The sequence below is a fragment of the Fibrobacter sp. UWB12 genome (genome assembly GCF_900142485.1).
Taxonomy (GTDB): Bacteria; Fibrobacterota; Fibrobacteria; order Fibrobacterales; family Fibrobacteraceae; genus Fibrobacter.
On sequence record NZ_FRAZ01000013.1, the window covers coordinates 15,668 to 36,473 of the forward strand.

Here is a 20,806-nt window from a genome sequence, read left to right on the forward strand (position 1 = left end):
ATTACTCCTCGTCACTTTCCACCAGTTTCCACGAGCTTCGGTAAGCGTCGTAATAAAATGAGCAACTCACAGATACGCTATCGATCTGTCTCACCTCACCATTCAATTCTTTCGAGCACCGACCAAAAAGCTTGACTGCCTTCGCATTCAATGCAGATGCATACAGCTTATCGCCTTTCTTGAACATACTATCGATGTACTTATCTGTCCAGTCACAAATATTTGAACTATCACATTCACAGACAAACAGGGAATCACTCAAATAGCCCGATTCGCCACTAGATATAGAGTGCCCTTTACAATATCCATACATCTTGTTCAAAATCGTATCGCGATTAGACTCTACATTCCATACCGCGGAGCCATACCTGCAGCGGTAATAAATACCATTGCTCACAGCAATAGAATCCTTCGAATACAGGCACACTCCAATCGAATCATCTAGCAATGTCTGCAAACGCCAATAGTTAAGCCCCTCATCATAAATAAATGTACGTCCTTTCAATGAGCTGTATTTATTATCCAGTTCAAAAAATTCGTTCTCGTACGATCTAGTTCTAGTTAACTTAAAAGAAACTCCATACGTATGCTTAAAAAAGTTCTCATCGAAAGCGCCCACGTTCACGACAGAATCTCTCGAAAAACTCCTATACTGAGTTTTTCCATTATCATCATCATAAACAACAAATGTAGAAAGCCAAGCATCGGCCGATTTCGCCATCAAAGCGGAATCCGCAACACCATTCTTAGCAAAACCTTCACGATACTCCTTGAACGTGCTATAAAAAACGCTATCCGAAACTTCGTGACGGCAATAGATGTACATCAGCAGGCCATTCAAGTTAGCCTCGCTTCTCATATATTCGTAGACATCTAAGCGTTTATCAAAAACGTCATTCCATACAGTGCTATAATTGGTGCCAACATTCGATACGAGATTATAGGCGAACTGCATTTCTTTTATCGCCTGAGTCATTGCCGAGTCAAATTCAAGTCCCTTTTCCCGCACCAACGTTTCAATACGCCCAGACATCACCGCTTCAGGGAGATTCAGCCTGATTTCAATATTAGATTCTCTCAAGCGCACATACTGAGCAAATTCCATCTTTTCATTTTTATCTAGCGGGAACACCGGCACAATCTTTACAAACGGAAATTCATAATCACGATCGTCCACCTTAAAGGTATACTCCCCGTCATAATTCTTTTCAACAGGCGCTTCAATAGAATCTACAGGATAAAGCTTTTCGTCAAGACGCATGACCTTGACATATTCCGGTTTCATGTTCTTCAGATAATGGACCGTCCCGCGCATATACGTAGGTGAATATCGATACCCGTCCTTATCGTAGCGAGCGAGGACATCATCAGTGCCATCGATGCTAGAACAGGCCATCAAGCCCAAAAGAGCCAACAGCAGCGCAAAAGCCGCTTTTTTCATTTTCATTTCTCCCTATTTTCTGTAAATATACAAACTCTATTTAGAACAGAGTATATAAAAAAGATAATCCGGCCTAATGGCCGGATGAAATGTCGAAAGACGGGGATTATTTTAATTCTAGTATTCTAGAGCATCAAAAGAAGCTTGGTCCGTATCAGGTTCCACTGGCGGATTATCCGAACCCTGAAGCAAGGCACATTCGCGAGCAAACCCAATTATTTCCATCACCGGCTTGACATATTCTTTTTTCTGTTCAGTTTTGTTATTCATAATATTCATTCCAAAAGTTGTAATTATTTCCTTTTACCATAGTAGGCGCCACGAGCCTTGCGCACGCCGTTTACCCTGCGGCCCTTCAGGTCATAAGTCTGCAAGGTCTTCAACTCGCCCGTACGCGTATTGATACGCCCGATAACAGTCGTTTTTTCATCGCCGTCACCTTCATCTTCAATAATATCGATTTCGTCAGGGAGCCCTATCGATGACGTTGCCTTTGCGCCAGCATAATTGGACTTGACCGTACTTGCTTCAGGAGCCTTGTAGAGATAGGCACGAAGCGGGCTAATATAGGCATCTGCACCAACCTTGACAAATTCGCCAACCTTGATACCCGACATAGCCTGACCCGCAAAGCCATAGACATGTCCGAGGTCACCGTTACCTTCTTCCCATTTTTGGTAAGCAAGGGTTCCACGGAACTCCCAACTTGTATTCCCCACCGCAGAGACGGGCTCTTTAGACTTTCTGAGCGTTACGCCACCCTTAACAACGAGAGTTTCATCCTTCATCATGACCATGTACGGCGTATTTGCGCTGAGTTCTATAGGAGTTGTAGACTCATCCGTCCAAAGGCGTTTTATACGAAGAGCCCAGCGTCCATTGTCTTGCAGAACAAATCCATCACAACGGCTAACTTTTTGCACGCCTCCAAGTTGATCCGTATTCACATCGAACGGGAACACAATCGTCGCATAAGCCCCAGCCGTGAACGTGCGCACGAAATCAATGGCATCAACATAGGTATCCTCGGTGATATTGACTGGTTCTGAGCCTATGAAATCACCTTCAAAATATGCATGCTTGTGATCTTCTCCATCGACGGACACGATAAGAGGATGCGTCGTGGGAGCAAGCGTTTTGCCTGCAATAGCATCAATCTGTTCGTCAGTGAGCGTTCCAAAGTACAGATTTCCATCACCATCCGTAAGAATCTGACCATCCTTGATTTTGACACTTCCTACAACATTTAACTCTGCTATGGTTAATACCTCATATTTGCCCGCCATAATACGATCAGTATCTTTAGTATAGCCAAGAGTAATATTACCTCCCAATGCTGCACTTATTCCGTAACAGCTACCAGAGGCATTACATGTTGCAGAAACAACACCGCCATTGATAATGACACTATCATTAAAAGCAATTCCACCAGGAGCAGCCGTTGTAACAAAGCCATTATTAACAATGAGAGTACCCCGCCCCTGACCACTAGACAAATACGTTGCAGAAACAACACCGCCATTGACTGTCACATTATTTACTGAAATTCGACTTGCGGTAATCTCACCGTCATTGACTGTCATACGAGTTCCCAAAATTTCATTTGCAGTAACATCACCGCCATTAATGGTCATTTCATATATATCAACACACTTTGACGACTTACTAGATGATGCAGAGACAGAGCCACTATTAAGAATTAATTTACTAGCAGAAAGTCCTGTTTTTTTATCGCTATAAGCTATAATTGAGCCGTCATTAACAATCATTCCCCCTACATCAACGCCATTTAATTTATCCGACGAAGCTGAGACAGAGCCTCCATCGATAATAAACTTACTAGTCTCAATTCCTGCACCATTATTGCTATGAGCTGTAATTGAGCCACCTGAAATTTTGATGGAGTCCGCATAAATGCCCACATAATTATCAGCATTTGCAGTCGCACTGACCGAACCTCCATTTACAACAAGATCACAGCGAGTCATCGAAATAGCACTATATTCCGAAGCATAGACATTGAGCGCTCCTGTCTGTTCACGTTGCCCATAAATAGTCAGTCTACCAACAAGGCCATGGATACCATGGTATCCGGTTACCGGATTTTCACTTGTACCAACATTTATCGTAACGTCATCAGCAAGGATAAGACGTACACTATCCCTAATATATAAAGTGCTATTATAAGTAAGATTACCTCTCGCAACAAACCATCCATTTTCAAGACTCGTTTCTTCACCAGTCAAAATACCGTAATCCACAATAGACTGTTCGTTACCATTTTCATCAACATATTGAATAGGAGGTAGTGCTGGTCTAAGACTCTTGCCGGCAATCGCTTCAATTTGTTCATCAGTAAGCGTACCGGAATAGACATTGTCGTCTTCATCCTTCAAAGACAGGTCATCCTTGATGGCAATAGAACCCCCTGCCTTGAAACTTTTAGCCTGTATACGATTCGTATCATAGGTATAGCCAAGGGAGATGTTTTCGGATGCGGAGACACCATCACCAACAACATTTGTTGCATATACTTTTCCACCATTTATAGCTATGCTTTTCTTTGAAAACAAACCATCACTTTTAGTTGTAGTCGCGCGGACATAGCCTCCATTAATAACGATATTTCCTTCAGCGCTTAACCCGTAATCTCCACCAGTAGCATAAATATCACCGCCATTGATAACGACATCACCCCCAGCTTTAATGCCTTCTGCCGCATTACTATTTGTTATGACATAACCTCGATTGATGATCAAATCGTGAGAAACATACAAACCATCACCATTAGTACCCACAGCATTCAAGAAGAATTGCCCACCATTTATAGTCATAGAAGAAACAGCAACGGCAGATGCAAAGTTATCGGTATAGGCAATTATCTTACCCCTTTGGGATTTTTGCCCATAAATAGTCCAGTTACCACCTACGATACCTAAACCATGCACAGGCTCCTTACTTGAGCCAATGCACATTTCGCTACCATCGTCCAAAACGATGTGGATATCACCAGACCCCTTTAAAGTTTCCGAATAAGAAATATTACTATAAACAACATACCATCCGCTGGAAATTTCCGTTTCGTTACCGGTTAAAATAGTGTATTCTGTGACAGTCTGCGTTTCGCCGTTCTCGTCGATATAAGAGAACGGAAACACGTAGTCAGCCCATGCCGCCGAAGTGCAAACGAGAGCAACAAGGAACGTCAACAGAATACGCACCTTGCCAAACATTCTGGCTAAATTCATACAAATAAGCTCCTATGAAAAATTTGTAGCAAATTTATAATAAAATTATCATTTCATCAATAACAAATGCCTTATAGACAAACAAAAAAGGCGCCGCAAAAACTGCAACGCCTTTAAAAGCAATACACAATATTTTACTTGTCCAGCGGGAACATCAATATTCTGGATTTACGTTTTTGATTGTAATGGTCACGTTTTGAAGGTGGCAATTCTTCAACGGTCCCATCAACAAATCCAAGTTGATAGAACCAATCGAGAGCCTGCGTCGTGAGCAAGAACAAAGTCTTGTAGCCCTTCATGCGGCCAAGTGAAATCAGGTGACGCACAATCGCTTCACCAATGCCCGACTTGCGATAGTTCGCACCGACTGCAATGCCAGCCACTTCGGCCATGTTGTTTTCGAACGCATGGAGAGCTCCGCAACCATGAATACTATTATCGATGCTATACACAACGTAATCAGCAAGCTTTTCGGAAATAGAATCCTGCGTACGCGGCACAAGGTAACCCTTTGCAATGTAATCCTGCATAATGCGCAAGATATCTGGGATATCTTCAATTGTTGCCGGACGAATGCAAGAATACTGGTTCGCGTACACCATCGTTCCATCACCGCGAGCAGAGAATACTTCTTGCAGCACGCTGCCCTGGAACTCACCGCTCAACAAATGCACACGGTTCGCACCCGCTTCGCATGCATGGATGGCATTCATCAAGTAATCCATCTGCGCAAAGTCAAGCACATCCGAATTGAGTTCCAAAAGTTCCTTCGCCTGATCGATATCCATAGCCGATATAAGCCCGTTATCGGTCGGTTCCAGATACTTCGTGTTCTTGCCAGTCACAAGGCCTTCGAGCTTAATGCCGCTTTCGCTTCCGATAAAGAACAGTTTCCCAACTTTAAGATACTTGCAGAGTTCGGTTGCAAGTTCAGTACTCGAAATATTGTAGGCATGCCCAATCTTGTTCCAGCCAATCGGCGGAATGATAGGCACGAACTTCTCGTTCATGAGCTGTTCCAAGAGGTCGCGCTGGATACGTTCAATACGACCGGTGCGCATGTAATCGACACCGTTAATCACGCCCATGCTGCGTGCCAGAATCCAGTTGCCCTGAATACCGCTGAGACCGCTCGCCGTAAGGTGGCTCATGATTCTTTGCGCAACGCCCAAAGACGCCTGTTCCACAAGCGGCAGCGCTTCTTCGTTCGTCAGGCGGACACCATTGTGAAACTTCGTTTCAAGGTCCCAGGCCTTAAGCTGTGCGTCGATGCTATTTCGCGTACCCGGCACAATGATAATGCGAATGCCCGCCTTATGCAAAAGGGCAATATCGCGCATCAGCACGGGGAACATCGGATGGTCCATCAGGCTATCGTCAATTTTCAAGACGAAAAGCTGACCCTTGAACCTATCCATGTAGCCAAACACTTCCCGGATGAATCCGGCAACTTCGAAGTGTTGAGAATAAAAATCAGACGCTGTACTCATAGCCTAAAAAGTAGCAACAAAAAAACGAAGGACTTCAAGTCCTTCGCTATTTGAGCAAAAATTTGGCAATTTTTATCGAGATGTTACAATCTGCAGGAGTTCAACCTCGAACACCAAAAGCGAGTTAGGCGGAATTGAAGGCGGAGCACCGGCCTCGCCATAGGCAAGCGAGCTCGGAATCCAGGCCTTTACCTTTTCGCCGACCTTCATTTCCAAAAGCAAATCCTGCCAACCTTCGATGACGGCAGAAACAGCAAATTCCAGCGGAGCGCCACGCTTGACGCTATTGTCAAACTCCGTTCCGTTAAGCAAAGTACCAACGTAATGAACCTTCACCTTGTCGGTTGCTCTAGGCTTATTGCCTGTTCCTTCCTTAAGGATTACATATTGCACGCCTTTTTTTGTGACCCAGACTCGCGGATCCTGGATATTTTTCGCAAGGAACGCCGCCTGATCGCTAAGCGCCTTCCGTGAAGCAGCAGCTTCGTCAATATCCTTCTGCATTTGCATCTGCGAAAGCAAATCCTGAAGTGCAGCTTCGGACTGCGAATCCGTCATGAGAACTTCACGGCTGGAATCAAGGACATCCCGCATGGCATCTACAAGAACTTCAAACTTTATAGGCACGTTGATATTCGAAAGTGCCCTACCGAAATCCACACCAAGCGCGTAGCTATAACGATCGACAGCATTATCCAAGAAAACTTTCTGTTCCTGGGTCTGTACAGGTTCCGGTACAGGGGTCAAATCGGGTACAACGGGAGCTGCATTGACTTCTAGGGCAGGAACAGTGCTCGGATTAACAGCAGTAGCAGGTTTGCTACCACCACAAGCAATAAGGCATCCCCCCACAAAAATTACGGGCACATAACGAAAAATTTTCATAAAAACGGATCCAATCCTAAATTTTGCCCTTTAAAAATACTTTTTTATGCGAAAAAAACACCAGGAAATGTGATTAAAACAGATATTTCAACATAATTGTAAAGAAAAACACACACTACCCCTTTAAAATTACTTACATTTTTGCTATATTCCTGTTCAAAGGAAATTTTACAATGAAAAACAGCTTTCAGTGTTATATTGATTCTGCAGCAGCTCAAAAAAAGCTGTTCGATGAATCTATTGACAGTGTCAAAGATTCATTGGTGGAAGTTGTAGCGGAATCTACCGCTCTCAGCGAAAAGAATCCGCAAATCTTCAAAGAGTCCGAGCCCGTCTACTCGACCGGTTGGCTTAAAGGTTCGCTCTCCTACCCTTGGGCAATTATCGTCGGAATTATCATTCCATCTTTCTTCGGAAACAAGTTTTAATTAAAATCAGCTAAGATTAATTTTTCATGTCACGCCCGCTACCAAGCGGGCTTTGCTTTTTTAAGAATAACGCCTCTTTTTATTTGTCATGCCTGCCACCGAGCAGGCATCTCCTTTTTTAAAGAAAAAACACCTTTGGCGGTTAGCCTATTTTTTTTAAATTTGGGAAAAACGGAGATTTTATGGCAGCACTCATTCTCGATGGCAAGGCTCTTGCCAAGACTACTGAAGAAGAACTCAGCGCCCGCGTGGCAGCCCTCAAGGAAAAAACCGGCAAGACCCCGATTCTTGCAACGATTCTCGTGGGCGACGATCCGGCTAGTGCCACTTACGTCAAGATGAAAGGCAACGCCTGCGCTCGCGTGGGCATGGAAAGCATCCGCGTAGTGATGGACAAGAACACCACAACGCAGGAACTCCTCAACAAGATTCAGGAACTCAACGAAAACCCGAACGTGCACGGCATCCTCTTGCAGCACCCGGTTCCGCGCCACATCGATGAACGCGCCGCGTTCGAAGCTATCGATGCTCGCAAGGACGTGGACGGCGTGACCTGCCTCGGCTTTGGCCGCATGTCCATGGGTGAAAAAGCTTACGGTTGCGCAACGCCGGCCGGCATCATGAGACTCCTCAAGGCTTACAACATTCCGCTTTCTGGCAAGCACGCTGTAGTCGTTGGCCGTAGCGCCATCCTCGGAAAGCCGATGGCCATGATGCTCCTCAACGCGAACTGCACCGTGACCATTTGCCACAGCAAGACCGAAAACCTTCCGGAATTCGTGAAGCAGGCAGACATCCTAGTCGGCGCTGTCGGCAAGCCGGAATTCATCAAGAAGTCCTGGATCAAGCCGGGTGCAGTCGTCGTGGACGCTGGTTACCATCCGGGTGGCGTCGGCGATATCGAGAAGGGTCTCGAAGAAGTCGCATCCGCATACACTCCGGTGCCGGGCGGTGTCGGCCCCATGACCATCAACACCCTCATCTACCAGAGCGTGGAATCCGGAGAATCTCTCATTAAGTAACGGCAAAGTTATTCTGATCGAAGTGCCAAAGAATCAAATGTTCATACCGTGTCATCCTGAGCGAAGTGCCGCAAGGCACGAAGCCGATATACGATACTTGGCAACTTGTTGCCTTAGTAGAGTTAGGTTCGAAGGAGCAGGATCTAGTTATTTCTGGATGATCAGCGATTTAATGAAAGGCGCCCTCGTGGCGCTTTTCGCTTTATGCACTTTGTGGCCAGCACAAGCGATCGCCGCCTCCGAGCTGCAAAAGCAAATGGTGCGCGACATGAAGAAATGCGGCAGCACCACCGAAGAAGTCGCATGCGCAATCGAGGGCAAGGACGGCTGGCTTTTTTTGCAAGAAAGCCTGCTGAACGCCACCAAGCGCTGGAACGACAACACGCCGCAAATCATCGCCTTCAAGGACTCTCTCGAAGCGCGTGGCATCAAGCTGATTATCGTCCCCGTTCCAGACAAGCTCTTAGCCGTCCCCGAGCAATATTCCGACAAGGCGAAAAAAGGAATCAAGCTCCCGCAATATGAAAAATGGGTCGAGAAACTCCGCAAGCATAACGTCACCGTCATCGACGCGCTCGACAAGATTAAAGAACTCCACAAAGAACAAAGCAATGAAACGCCCATGTTTGAGCCGTACGAAAGCCACTGCACAGGTCATGCAAGGTTCGTACTCGCAAAAATGGCCGCCGATTCCATCGCGCCTCTCCTCTACGGTATGAACCGTAAGCGCTACCCACTACGCGATACCATCGTCGATGGCACCGGGAATCTCTACGACTTGCTCCACGGCGAAGAAATTGAATACAAAATAAAAGAACAAAAAGTTCTAGGCACCGATGGCTACAAGTATCGCGGTTCCAAAAAAGCACCCATCGTCATCATCGGCGATAGCAATGTCGGGCAAGGAAAATCTTACGGAGCCCACATCGGTGCATACATCGCAGCAGCGACAAGCGTCGAAACGTTCACCATCAGCAAAGTCGGTGGAGGCAATATCGGACCGCAAATGTTCAAAGGCAAGTCTAGCTTTCTAGAAGGCAAAAAAGCCGTCGTCTGGGTATTCGACGGCCGCGAACTCTACGGGCATTTCAAAGCGCCGGAATTTTAATTTAAACAGGCTCTAAAGCCGAAAACTATAGAAGCCAAAACATTTCTACTTACATATAAATTCTTCCAAGAATTTCTTCGCATCACACGATTCGACAAGGTCTTCGCCTAGCAATTTCTGCAAGCGTTGCAAGTCATGGCGATCGACGCTATCAAGCACAACCGCTTTTTTAAAACGGTCGCGGTGGCGCAACAGGAATTCCAGATTGTTGATGTCCGTCTTCGGGAAACCGTAACCGATAAAATAAATTTCTTCGGCATTTTTCAGGTAGTAATCAGCCTTGGACCATAGCAAGTTGAAAAGACTCCCGCGCAAGAACGATTCCTTGGCGTGCGCCATCGGAATGAAGATGGGAGTGTCTTCGCAATAGATGGGAAAACTGCGGTCTTGCGGTTCGACTTCGCAGACATTTTTCAAGTCGAGTTCGTCGCTTGCGCCCTTGACGGGGAACCAGTTGAGCGAACCATGCAATTTGATAAGGTCAATCGTCCGGGTTTTCTTGCCGCGCTTTGCCGAGCGGTCGGCAGGGTCAATTTTTACGCCATAATCGACGGAAACTTGTTCGCAAAGTTCTTTGTCGTTTGCAATTGCGGTTTCAATCAGCGTGTCGTAATTGAACGAAAGCAAAAGCGTTTCGCGAGAGCCCGAAGTCGAATCATTTTCGCACGACACTAAAAAATTTTTGAGAATCGCAGCAGCCGATTCATCAAGCGCATTGTCGCTACGGATAACGCTTGCAATAAAACGCAACAGTTCAAAACGCAGCGACGCATGATAAAGTCGTTCACGCTCGCCCGGGAAAATCTGCGCCGAAAGAATTGATGTCGCTAAAGGTTCAATGCCCAAGTAATCGCTATCGCCGTTGCAGAGCTCCACAAAGCGCTTGCAGTAATCGCGAAAATGCGGAAAATCATCAGGAATACCGAAAGGGATAAGTTCATTCAAGTCGCGGAGCGTGGGCATCTGCGGCGAGAAAGACTTGCTGAATCCAGAACCAAGTACAAAAATACGGCGATAACAATTCGACTGCATCATACCGTTAATGTATAATTTTTAGACGAAAAAGCACTCTATTGCAAGAAAAAGAAAAACGGGCTGGATTTTTCCAGTCCGTTCTTTGCATTTATAGAATATTACCTAGTCCTTAACGCAGCGGATTGAGCAATAATTTTCTTTTGAAATCCATGTAGTTTTTGCGTCTGTATACGTATTCCCTAAATACAGACCATACAAAGCGTCTTTACTCCCTTGAGTAGATGAAACAAAATCTACATAGAGTCCTTCATAATCAAAACGAATTTCTTCACCTGTATCCGTCTTATATAGGACACCGTATCCAACAGGATAACCCGCAAATCCATAGCTGTCAAAACCATTACCATCACTATCATCACCATAATCATCCCAGCCGGTCCGTGATTTCAACAAGTTTCCTACAGAACTACTAACGTCACTCAAAGCTTTAACCAAATCGTCCCATTCCCCCTTACTTGGCAAATGCCAACCATCAGGACAAATCCCCTTGATATTGCCATTTAAATCTTTCTCCAATTCACATGAATGACCCAAACCACATTCGTCTTCCGCTTTATTCACAGCGGCAGCCCAACTGTAAAGACGTCCCTTATCCTTGCAATCTTCGGGAGCTTCATTTTCAGTTTTACTTTTATAACAATAACTATTTTCCACCTTGTAGTTCAAATTTTCTGCCATCCATGTCTTGGAATAAGTAGTTCCCTTTGGCTCAATAGTAACGATATTATAAACGACGCCACCCTCTCGCTCATCGCAAAGTTGCATCTTGGGTTTATACGTATTTTTACCGCATTCTTCAAGATCATAGATTTCTTGACTATAACAATACTGCTTGGAAGGATCAAAGTACAGTTCACCGCAAGAGCCATAAATTAATTTATTATGGCATAATTCTTTTTCCGGGTTATAAACTTTGCCATTACACAATAAATAGAGTTCGTTATTGTAACAAAAATGAGTTTCTGGGTCATAAGACTCTTTACCGCAAACAGCCATGGAAGATTGCCCATCCTTACCATTTTTAACTGTGACAGTTTTTCCATCGCACGTAATTTCAACACCACCCTCGATTTCCTTGGCAGTACATCCCTCGCCAGGTTCGCCCTTCAGCGAGGCAAGCCACTCGTCAATATCGGTAATAGTCTCATCCTTTTCCTGTGCAAGTTCAAAAGCAGACTTTCCGTCTGTTCCGTTCTTAAGTTCACCAATTGTCTTGTTGCCGCAATTTATCTGAATATTGCCGTTTTCAAGCACCGCGCCCGTGCAGTTTTCACCCTTCGGTCCAGTGATGCTTTCGCCATCTTTCCCGTTCGTAATCGTAACAGTATCATCACCGCAAACAAGGTCGTAGCCGTTCTTTTTATCGTTCTCTTTCACGGTGCAACTTTTGCCATCATTACCATTTTTGCCATTGTCGCCTTTTTCACCGTTCAGCAATTTGCCAACAACCTTGTCACCACATAACACATTGTATCCCGAACCATCTTTCAGAGGTTCGACAGTGCACGATGTTCCATCCTTGCCATTAGAACCATTGGTACCATTTTTTCCATCTTTGCCATCGGAACCATTGGCACCTTCTTTTCCATTCTTACCATCATTGCCGTTTATATCGTTCCACTTCTTGTCGGAACACAGATAAACCGCACTGGAATCTTTTACAAACACAAGTTCACCTTCGTTCTTGTCTTCGCATTTTGCGAGGTCTTCGTAAGCCACCACAGAAGACATGCCCGTATTCGTAATTTCAGTAATTTCATCACCGCAGGAACACAAAAGAGCCATCACTCCAACAACCGCAATGGCTTTTTTCTTAGTTACTTTATTCATGCTACAATTCCTTTATATTAATTAATCATACCACTTCATCTGCCGACATCAATAATTGCAAGAGACTAGGAGCAATGGTAGGATAATTATTTAAAATATAAGCATAATATAACAAAACAAAGCAAATCAAAAAAAATAACACCAACCTCCGGAGTAGAACCGTTATCGGAACGAACCTACCTCTCATAAAGATGATTCGGTCATTTTTTTGCATAAAGTAATTAAACACCTGCACATATTGCAAATGTTGTATTAATTTTACAAACTTTATCTAAAATATTTTAGAACTTCAACCAGCCCGTTTCCATTGCGGTTACAGGAGTTACTTTAACGTTACCCTTTTCAGGGACCTCAAAAGCAAGGCCCGTCAAGAAGTTCATCCAACATTTCGGTTGGAACTTGAAATTGCAGAAATGCGAGAGGCACGGCACAATCCAGGCATCGTGTGTCACGAAGATGTTGAAGCGTGTATCGGCTTTTGCAAACATCATTTCGCGCATCTGTTCCGCACGTTCATGGAGCGGATAGAACGCATCATGTTCGCCCGAGTCTAGCCATTCACAAATACCTTCGTAAAACCCTTCTCTCAAAGTTTGCTCATATGCAGGCACATCACGGACAAAGAAATCTCCAAGTTCATTAAGCGGAGTGACATTAACTGAGGCGCCCGAGCAAACTCCAAAACCCGCAAGCTTGCGGCCCTCGCCAATGCACTTCGCCGTTTCCACGCAACGCCCGACCGGGCTCGAAAAGTACACCGCATCGCCAATCGCAGGAATCACTTTCCCAAGCGCTACCGCCTGGCGACGCCCACAATCCGTAAGCCCTACATGCGCACCAAAGTCCTTATCGTCAGGCGTGATGTGGTTGCGTTCGGCATGGCGCAAGAGCAAATAAATTTTAGAATCCCAGTCAACCTGGGCAAAGAAATCGGAAATTTGTACAAAGTCGTTAGTCATTAGGTATTAGTCAGTAGCCATTAGTCAATGGTCAATAGTTTATAAAGGTGATTGGGCTTTCGCCCCATCCTCAGCGGCTCGGTCATGACAGTCTGCAAGCAGCCTGTCGCGACACTCACCTTGAAGGATGTCCCGCTCGGAGGCGGGAATGACAAATCAAGCGCCAATAGCTGCAGAAATCGGAATCCACAATGCATGTCCAAGCACAAAACTCAAAATGCCAAGCAAGAATCCACAGACAATGTCCGAGAACCAATGAACGCCAAAGTACACGCGCAAAAGACCCCACGTGAGCGGCAAAAGCATCATGATCCACCCGTACTGCGGCACGCAAAAGAACACAGTACTTGCAACCGCCAAGTTGTTCATCGTATGGCCCGACGGGAAACTGTACTTGTCAAGCGGCGGGACTTCGGCCTTGATTTGCGAATTTGCAGCAAACGGGCGCGGACGCTTGGTGCTAAGCTTGACGCCTTCGTAAATCAAAAGGCTCATCGCCAGCGACACAAGAGCCTGCCAAAGAATCGGCAAAAATCCATCGACCCCAATCATCCAAATCAAAAATGCGATGAACAAGGCCCAAATGTAGCCATCGCCCAAACGCACATAAAAACGGAGCCAGCCGTTCACTTTGCGCGAAAAATGGCGATTGGTCCAGTAAACCGAAACGCGGTTATCAAAATCTTTAATTTTATTAAGCATCAACGTGAATTTAGAATTTTCCCAATGCACCCTCCCTTGGAAATTCCTATTATTTAAACAAAACAGGTATTAGGTTTTACAGCCTACTAAACATTAACCACTAACCACTGACTACTAAAATGCGCGTACTCGTTCTTAACTGCGGCAGCTCTTCTGTGAAATTCGCTGTCATCGACACCCAGACCAAGGAATCCATCGCAAGCGGCCTCGTCGAAAATATCGGCGTCAACGGTCACACCAAGGCCAAGGGCCCCGAAGGCAAGATTGACTTCAACTTCGACTGCCCCACGCATGCCGAAGCCGTTGATCAGGTCAAGAAGTTCCTCGACGCCCAAAAACTCACTTCTACAATTGAAGCCATCGGCCACCGCGTCGTGCATGGCGGCAAGTACATCAAGAGCGAAAAGGTCTCTCAGGAAGTCATCGACTACATCCGCAGCATCACGCTCTTTGCCCCGCTCCACGAACCGGCACACGCAACGGGCATGGAATGCGCCACCAAGTTCTTCCCGGGTCTTCCGCAGGTCGCCGTGTTCGACACGGCATTCCACCAAACCATGCCGCAAAAGGCTTACCTCTACGGTATTCCGTACAAGTTCTACGAAAAGGACGGCATCCGCCGTTACGGCGCTCACGGCACAAGCCACCGCTTTGTAACTGCCGAAGCTTGCAAGGTTCTCGGCACCAAGCCCGAAGAAACCTGCCTTATCACGGCTCACCTCGGCAACGGTTCCAGCTGCTCCGCTATTTTGAATGGCCAGTGCGTCGACACTACGATGGGCTTTACACCGCTCGAAGGCCTTATCATGGGCACCCGCTCCGGCAGCCTCGACCCGGCAATTCTCTTCTACATCGCAAAGAAGTATGGTGAAGAATACGGCACCATCGACAAGCTCGACCACCTCGTGAACAAGGAATCCGGTTTGCTCGGTCTCTCCGGCCTTTCGAACGACATGCGTACACTCACGCAGGCTGCAAGCGAAGGCAACAAGCAGGCTCAAATCGCTCTCGATGTGTTCTGCTACCGCCTCACTCGCGAAATCGGCGGCATCGCCATGGCTCTCCCGCGCATCGACGCCATCGTGTTCACGGGCGGCATTGGCGAAAACAGCTTCTACGTCCGCAAGCAAGCTTTGGACAACTTGAAGCTCCTCGGCTACCAAGTCGATGAAGAACGCAACCTCAAGAGCGGCAAGGAATCCAACCACCTCATCACGAAGGATGGCACGCCGAAGGCAATCGTCGTTGCAACAAACGAAGAATTGCTCATCGCTCTCGACACCGAAGCATTGGTGAAGTAACACTTCGCGTCATCCTGATGCCTTATAGGCGGAAGACAACCTTAAAAGGCGAGCGTTGCAGCCATGCTTGCATGGATATAACCGAGCCTTAGAGGTTGGGGCTTGCCCCACCCAGTCACTTTTTTATATAAAAGAAAGGCTCCGCATTGCGGAGCCTTTCTTTATAAAAAAGTCGACCCCGAAACAAGTCCGGGGTGACATTTTAAACATCTACTAGATCCTTCGCGGTCCATGACCGCTCAGGATGACGCATGCAGCGCCTTACTTAATCGTCCAGGTCTGATTGTTCACGCGGAGGATCTTGCGACCCTGAACCTGAGCAGATGCACTCTTCACATCAGCCGGGTTCACCGGGAGCTTGGCCTTCCAGACCACACGGCCCTTCATATCCATGATAGCCACGCTTCCACGCTTTGCCATCACGGCGTTCTGCCAAGTGTTCTTCGGCTGAGCAAGCTGCGGCTTCATGCCTGCGCGCTTTTCATCAACGATAACATACAAAGGAATCGTAACGTTCATGCCGCTCGGGTCAGAAACCTTAACGCCGATAGCGTACTTGTTACCTTCCTTGAATGCGAGATCCTTGACTGCAGTCACTGTCAGCTCAGAACCCTTCATAGAAATGGTCATGTACTTTGCCAAGGCGCTCGTTTCGTTCGGCGAGAAGGTAAGCTTGTCACCATCAACATCCTTGACAAGCGAATCAAGATTCCACTTGACGCTCCAGTTTGTGCCATGCACAAATGCTGTATCACCATGCAAAAGTACAGGCTTGTCGTTCACCGGAGTAATATTCACGCAGAATTCAAAGCTCTTGGATCCAGACTTCTTATCGGTTGCAGTCACGACCACATAAGCCTTGCCTGTAGAATCCGGAGCAGAGTTGACTTCAAGAATACCCTTGTCCGTAATTTCGACCTTGAGCTTTCCATCCTTGCTCTTTGCGGAATATGTCAACGAATCGCCTTCCGGATCCTTGAACCAAGAAGCAACCACAGACTTCGTGTACTTCAAAGCTCTCGAAGACGGGAAATCTTCCGTGACAGTCGTATCGAGCGTTTCTGGCTTCACGACAACCGTCGGGAGCTGGTTGCGCTTTTCGACCACAATCGTTGCAACCCCAGCCTTGGACTTAGTGCCATTGATAACGGCGTAATAACCAAAGTAATCAACGCCTTCGAAGCCCTCAGCCGGCTTGTAAGTAAAGCTACCGTCCTTGTTGAGGGTAAGCGTACCATGAGCAGGCTTCTGAGCAAGTTCAGCTTCCATGCCCTTCGTTACACCTTCCGGATACGTATCGTTAGCAAGAACGCCCTTCTTAGCATCTACGGTAAGAGTGCTGTCGTTAAACGTGGTGTATTCGTCCTTCTCTGCCTGAGCGACATCCTTCGGGGAGACGAGCTTTACATAAAGAGTTACGCCCACGGAATCCTTTCCATCAGATGCGTACAAGAAGATAGAAGCCATACCACTAGCCTTGGCCACCGGCTTCAAAGAAATGAAGTAATTGCTTGCATTCACGCTATCAACGGTTGCAACAATTTTCGTTCCGACAGCCTTGTAAGTGAACTTCTGCGTACCTTCAGTCACTTCGCGATCGCTAAAGACCAAAGCCTTGGTCGAAATCTTGATTTGAGACACGGTATCTTCATCGAATTCCATGTCAAGTGCCAAAGTATCCTTGAGGAACGTGCTATCAGCAACCGTGACCGTCGGTTTTGCATTAATTGCTTCCACATGGATAACCACAGTAGCCTTGTTACTAATCATATCGTGGTTTGCAGTTTCCACAAGAACGTAGGTCAACGTGTCATCGCCACGGAAAGAGCTATCCGGCGTATAGACGAACGAGCCAAGCTGAGAGAATTCAGTCAACTTACCATGCTTGGTCGAATCTATAGGTACTACGAGGAAGTCATCGCCATCCGCATCAAAGCCAATCACAGCAAGGCCGCGGACAATCGGAACAATTAAGGATTCACCTTCCGTAACCGTGTACGAAGTATCTGCGGCAACAGGCGGGGTGTTAGAATCTTCGACAGTCACAACATAGTTGACCTGGACCAAGTCCGATTTTCCATCCGTCGCAAAGACAGAAACAACAAAAGTCGTGTCCTTCTTAACACCAAAAGGAATAATCTTAACAGTATCCTTCAAGGTGGCCTTGTCGTACGGCGTCAAGACTTTCATCAAGTCAGCGGAAAATTCCACAACAAAGGTGAGCTTGTCATTATCTTCGTCAGCGAAAAGATCGCCAAGCGCAATTTTCATCGTATCGGCTTCTTTCATGCCAACGATAGTAGCTTCGACATTGTACGGATCAAGCACAACCGTCGGGTGGTTCTCTGGAGGAGGATCATCCGGGCATTCCGGGTCACCAGGACAGGTCGGGCCGACAGGACCTTCACCTTCATCGGTAATCGTAATATTAAACTGGGTCTTTACAGATTCCGTTCCGCTCAAAGCCAAAACGGTAAGCGTCAAAGAGGTATCCTTATCAAGGTTCCTCGAGACATAGACGAGATCGTCACTCAAAGTCGGAGCACCCTCGGGCTTGACCTTCGTCAAAATATTGGCAACGGTCAAAGAGGTCGCAATCGTTACTTCAGCCCCTTCCTTCGCAGCAAAAATCTTCGAAAGAGGAATTTTCAAGGAATCGGATTCCTTCATGGTCACGGTCTGGACCTTGTCATACGGCTCGAGGAGTTTGAGGTCCGACTCTTCAACAACGGTCTCGCATTCACCAAGGGAAACGGCAGAAAAAGTAATAGTATTCTTGTTTCTTTCGGCATCGCTTTCTTCAAGATTCTTTGCAATGCCTTCCTTGTAGTTCACCTGGATAGCAGTCTGCTGGGTCAAATCCAGGGCAACTTCAGTACCCCAGCCACCTTCCTGGGCAAAACTCTGGAAATCAACGTACTTCGACACAAAATTTTCTTGTGCCGGAAGAATAATGCCATAGAAGTTATAGTCCGTCACGGAGGTCTGCTTCAGGTCTACACGGAACGGACGATCGGCCTTATACGTGATGCAAAGACCGGAATAAGCAGAGAGATCTATCGGAGCATCCTGGTTATTCGCAGATTTCCACACGAATCCGAAGCCACCAGTGCTATATTCACTAGAGTTCAGGTCCAATGCCACAGTAAACTGCTTATAACCCTCCTGGGTATCAACCAGCTTGCCCGTAGTTGAACCACCCTGAGCAAAGCTGAACCAGTTTTTTTCGGGCTGCACGTCATTGCCCGTCGGCTTATCAAAACTCCAAACCGTTGCGGCGTGACCCATCGTGACGCCAGCCAACGCCATCACCAAAGACAAAGATAGCGATTTCATTTCTAAAACTCCTCTAAATAAACACCAATACCCATTCAATGTAAATCTATATTATCCAATGAGAAATGTCACTAGGGGAGCGAAAAAAAATCACCCCAAATTGTCAAGTATCTCGAACCGCTCGTAAGCCTGTTCGAGCAAAGCCTCGTCATCGGCAATCTTTTTCTGGAGTTCCACAATGAGGGTCGCATTCGTATAGACCTCTGGTTTGGAAAGTTCCAGCTGGAAATCGGCGATTTCTTTTTCGAGTTTTTCGATTTTTTCGGGGAGGGCAGCGTATTCGCGCTCTTCGTTGTAGCTACGCTTTTTCTTTTTGGCGGGTGCGGGGGCCACAGAGGCGGCGCCGGCGCCAGCATTAGCGCGGGCCTGCTTTTCGGCTTCTTTCTCGGCGGCAATGCGGGCGGCATTGGCAGCTTCCTTGTCGCGAATCTTCTTGTTTGCCTCGTAATCGGAGTAGCCGCCGACCGCTTCGAAAACACGGCCGCCATCTTCGATGGCGAGGATGCCGGTAGCCACGGAATCGAGGAAGGCTCGGTCATGACTGACCGTCAGGACGGTGCCGTTATAGTCGGCCAAAAGTTCTGCCAAGAGGTCAAGCGTTTCCATGTCCAAGTCATTCGTCGGTTCGTCAAGCACCAAGACGTTGCTCGGGTGGCTAAAGAGGCATGCGAGCAAAAGGCGGTTGCGTTCACCGCCGCTTAGCGCACTAATCGGGCCGCGAGCGCGATCTGCCGAGAACAAAAAGTCTTGCAAATAACTTAACACATGTCGTTTGACACCGTTGAGCGTAATGTAAGCCTGACCGTCACCGATATTTTCGATGAGCGACTTGTCTTCGCGAAGGCGGGTACGCATCTGGTCGAAATAGGCAATATGAAGGTTACTGCCCAGGCGGACTTCACCCGATTCCGGTTGGAGTTCGCCAAGAATCAAACGCAAGAGCGTTGTCTTGCCGGAGCCATTCGGCCCCACAATGCCAATGCGGTCGCCACGGCTGATTTCGGTCGAGAGGTCGCTAATGAGCGGGCTCCCGTCATACGAATAGCTCACGTTCTTGAGGCGCGCAACGAGGCGCCCGGAACGGTCGGCTTCCGTAATCTGCATGTTCACATTGCCCGTACGGGAGCGGCGGGCCGCGCGTTCTTCGCGCATCTTGATGAGGGCGCGGACTCGCCCCTCGTTGCGCGTGCGACGTGCCTGAATACCCTTGCGGATCCAAACTTCTTCTTCGGCCAATTTCTTATCGAAAAGTGCATTCGCCTTTTCTTCTTCGGCAAGCGCCTGGTCCCTGAACTGCACAAATTTGTCGTACGGGAAATCCCAGCTGCGCACGCGCCCACGGTCAAGTTCAAAAATGCGGGTTGCCGTACGGCGGACAAATGCACGGTCATGGCTCACGAACATCACCGCGCAAGAAAGACGCGTCACAATCCCTTCCAGCCACTGGATGGCGGGAATGTCCAAATGGTTTGTCGGTTCATCAAGCAGCAACAAATCCGGATCTTCGGCCACGGCACGAGCGAAAAGCACACGGCGCTTCTGGCCACCGCTCAAGCTGTCATAAGGAGCATCCGCATCGATACCCGTCTTGCCGAGAATCGCCTCGGCAGTTGCATTATGGGCACCATCGTCCAGAATCTTTTTCGAAATCACGGAACCGCCACTCACCACGGACACACGGCCCATCACAATGTCACGAACGGTCCCGTCGAGATGTGCCGGGATTTCCTGAATCATGCGGGAAACCTTGAGTCCCGTCTTCTTGACGATTTCACCGGAATTCGTCTCCATTTCGCCCGTCAGCACCTTCAAAAGTGTGCTCTTGCCCTCTCCATTACGGCCCACAAGGCAAATGCGGTCGCCCGCCTCGATATCGAACGAGACATTATCCAAAAGCGGCGGACCGCCAAAACGGAGCAAAATATTCTGAGCAGACAAAATGGGCATAAACAAACCCTTCTATAATTACTTTTTCCCATTGAAAAATAGAAAAATCGTTTATTTATCTAAATTTGGGCGAA

At 47.2% G+C, this 20,806-nt stretch carries 15 protein-coding genes; 4 read left to right on the plus strand and 11 right to left on the minus strand.

From position 1 onward, the window contains the following. Position 1: 1 nt before the first annotated feature. From BUA34_RS14880 to BUA34_RS14895, 5 genes are all read right to left on the minus strand, one after another. Positions 2 to 1,447, minus strand: coding sequence for a hypothetical protein (locus BUA34_RS14880; protein WP_254794515.1), 1,446 nt, complete (start codon positions 1,445 to 1,447; stop codon positions 2 to 4). 111 nt (positions 1,448 to 1,558) lie between these two features. Next, positions 1,559 to 1,711 (minus strand): hypothetical protein, encoded by a 153-nt coding sequence (locus tag BUA34_RS15975; RefSeq protein ID WP_175545468.1) that lies wholly within the window; start codon positions 1,709 to 1,711, stop codon positions 1,559 to 1,561. A 23-nt stretch (positions 1,712 to 1,734) separates the two neighbouring features. Beyond that, positions 1,735 to 4,689, minus strand: coding sequence for a carbohydrate-binding domain-containing protein (locus tag BUA34_RS14885; protein ID WP_139255963.1), 2,955 nt, complete (start codon positions 4,687 to 4,689; stop codon positions 1,735 to 1,737). 134 nt (positions 4,690 to 4,823) lie between these two features. Then, positions 4,824 to 6,179: an amino-acid N-acetyltransferase gene (argA, locus tag BUA34_RS14890; RefSeq protein ID WP_072830966.1), complete on the minus strand. Its 1,356-nt coding sequence runs from the start codon at positions 6,177 to 6,179 to the stop codon at positions 4,824 to 4,826. A 72-nt stretch (positions 6,180 to 6,251) separates the two neighbouring features. Continuing rightward, complete coding sequence (locus BUA34_RS14895; RefSeq protein WP_083579814.1) at positions 6,252 to 7,064, minus strand: FKBP-type peptidyl-prolyl cis-trans isomerase; 813 nt, start codon at positions 7,062 to 7,064, stop codon at positions 6,252 to 6,254. A 173-nt stretch (positions 7,065 to 7,237) separates the two neighbouring features. Between BUA34_RS14895 and BUA34_RS14900 the strand changes: the two genes are divergently transcribed. The 3 genes from BUA34_RS14900 (at position 7,238) to BUA34_RS14910 (ending at position 9,622) form a co-directional block, all read left to right on the plus strand. Beyond that, positions 7,238 to 7,492, plus strand: a complete 255-nt coding sequence (locus tag BUA34_RS14900) for a hypothetical protein (protein WP_072830968.1) — start codon at positions 7,238 to 7,240, stop codon at positions 7,490 to 7,492. A gap of 182 nt (positions 7,493 to 7,674) precedes the next feature. Continuing rightward, on the plus strand, positions 7,675 to 8,514 hold the full coding sequence (folD, locus tag BUA34_RS14905; protein WP_072830970.1) for a bifunctional methylenetetrahydrofolate dehydrogenase/methenyltetrahydrofolate cyclohydrolase FolD: 840 nt from the start codon (positions 7,675 to 7,677) through the stop codon (positions 8,512 to 8,514). 157 nt (positions 8,515 to 8,671) lie between these two features. Then, a complete protein-coding gene (locus BUA34_RS14910; RefSeq protein ID WP_072830972.1) occupies positions 8,672 to 9,622 on the plus strand; it encodes an alginate O-acetyltransferase AlgX-related protein in 951 nt (316 codons plus the stop codon). A gap of 45 nt (positions 9,623 to 9,667) precedes the next feature. On the opposite strand, the gene BUA34_RS14915 is transcribed toward BUA34_RS14910, so the two are convergent. The 4 genes from BUA34_RS14915 to BUA34_RS14930 form a co-directional block, all read right to left on the minus strand. Further along, positions 9,668 to 10,657: an SIR2 family protein gene (locus BUA34_RS14915; RefSeq protein WP_072830974.1), complete on the minus strand. Its 990-nt coding sequence runs from the start codon at positions 10,655 to 10,657 to the stop codon at positions 9,668 to 9,670. 102 nt (positions 10,658 to 10,759) lie between these two features. After that, a complete protein-coding gene (locus tag BUA34_RS14920) occupies positions 10,760 to 12,487 on the minus strand; it encodes an FISUMP domain-containing protein (protein ID WP_072830976.1) in 1,728 nt (575 codons plus the stop codon). Between the two features lie 281 nt (positions 12,488 to 12,768). Further along, positions 12,769 to 13,446 carry a histidine phosphatase family protein gene (locus tag BUA34_RS14925; RefSeq protein ID WP_072830978.1) on the minus strand — a complete coding sequence of 226 codons (678 nt, stop codon included), beginning with the start codon at positions 13,444 to 13,446 and terminating at the stop codon, positions 12,769 to 12,771. A 156-nt stretch (positions 13,447 to 13,602) separates the two neighbouring features. Further along, the gene (locus BUA34_RS14930; RefSeq protein WP_072830980.1) at positions 13,603 to 14,148 is read right to left on the minus strand and encodes a phosphatase PAP2 family protein; all 546 of its coding nucleotides are present in this window, start codon (positions 14,146 to 14,148) and stop codon (positions 13,603 to 13,605) included. A 119-nt stretch (positions 14,149 to 14,267) separates the two neighbouring features. On the opposite strand from BUA34_RS14930, the gene BUA34_RS14935 reads away from it, so the two are divergent. Further along, complete coding sequence (locus BUA34_RS14935; RefSeq protein ID WP_072830982.1) at positions 14,268 to 15,449, plus strand: acetate/propionate family kinase; 1,182 nt, start codon at positions 14,268 to 14,270, stop codon at positions 15,447 to 15,449. A gap of 261 nt (positions 15,450 to 15,710) precedes the next feature. Here BUA34_RS14935 and BUA34_RS14940 read toward each other — a convergent pair whose 3' ends face one another. Beyond that, a complete protein-coding gene (locus tag BUA34_RS14940) occupies positions 15,711 to 18,785 on the minus strand; it encodes an Ig-like domain-containing protein (RefSeq protein ID WP_072830984.1) in 3,075 nt (1,024 codons plus the stop codon). 90 nt (positions 18,786 to 18,875) lie between these two features. Beyond that, positions 18,876 to 20,732 carry an ATP-binding cassette domain-containing protein gene (locus tag BUA34_RS14945; protein WP_072830986.1) on the minus strand — a complete coding sequence of 619 codons (1,857 nt, stop codon included), beginning with the start codon at positions 20,730 to 20,732 and terminating at the stop codon, positions 18,876 to 18,878. Positions 20,733 to 20,806: the final 74 nt, after the last annotated feature.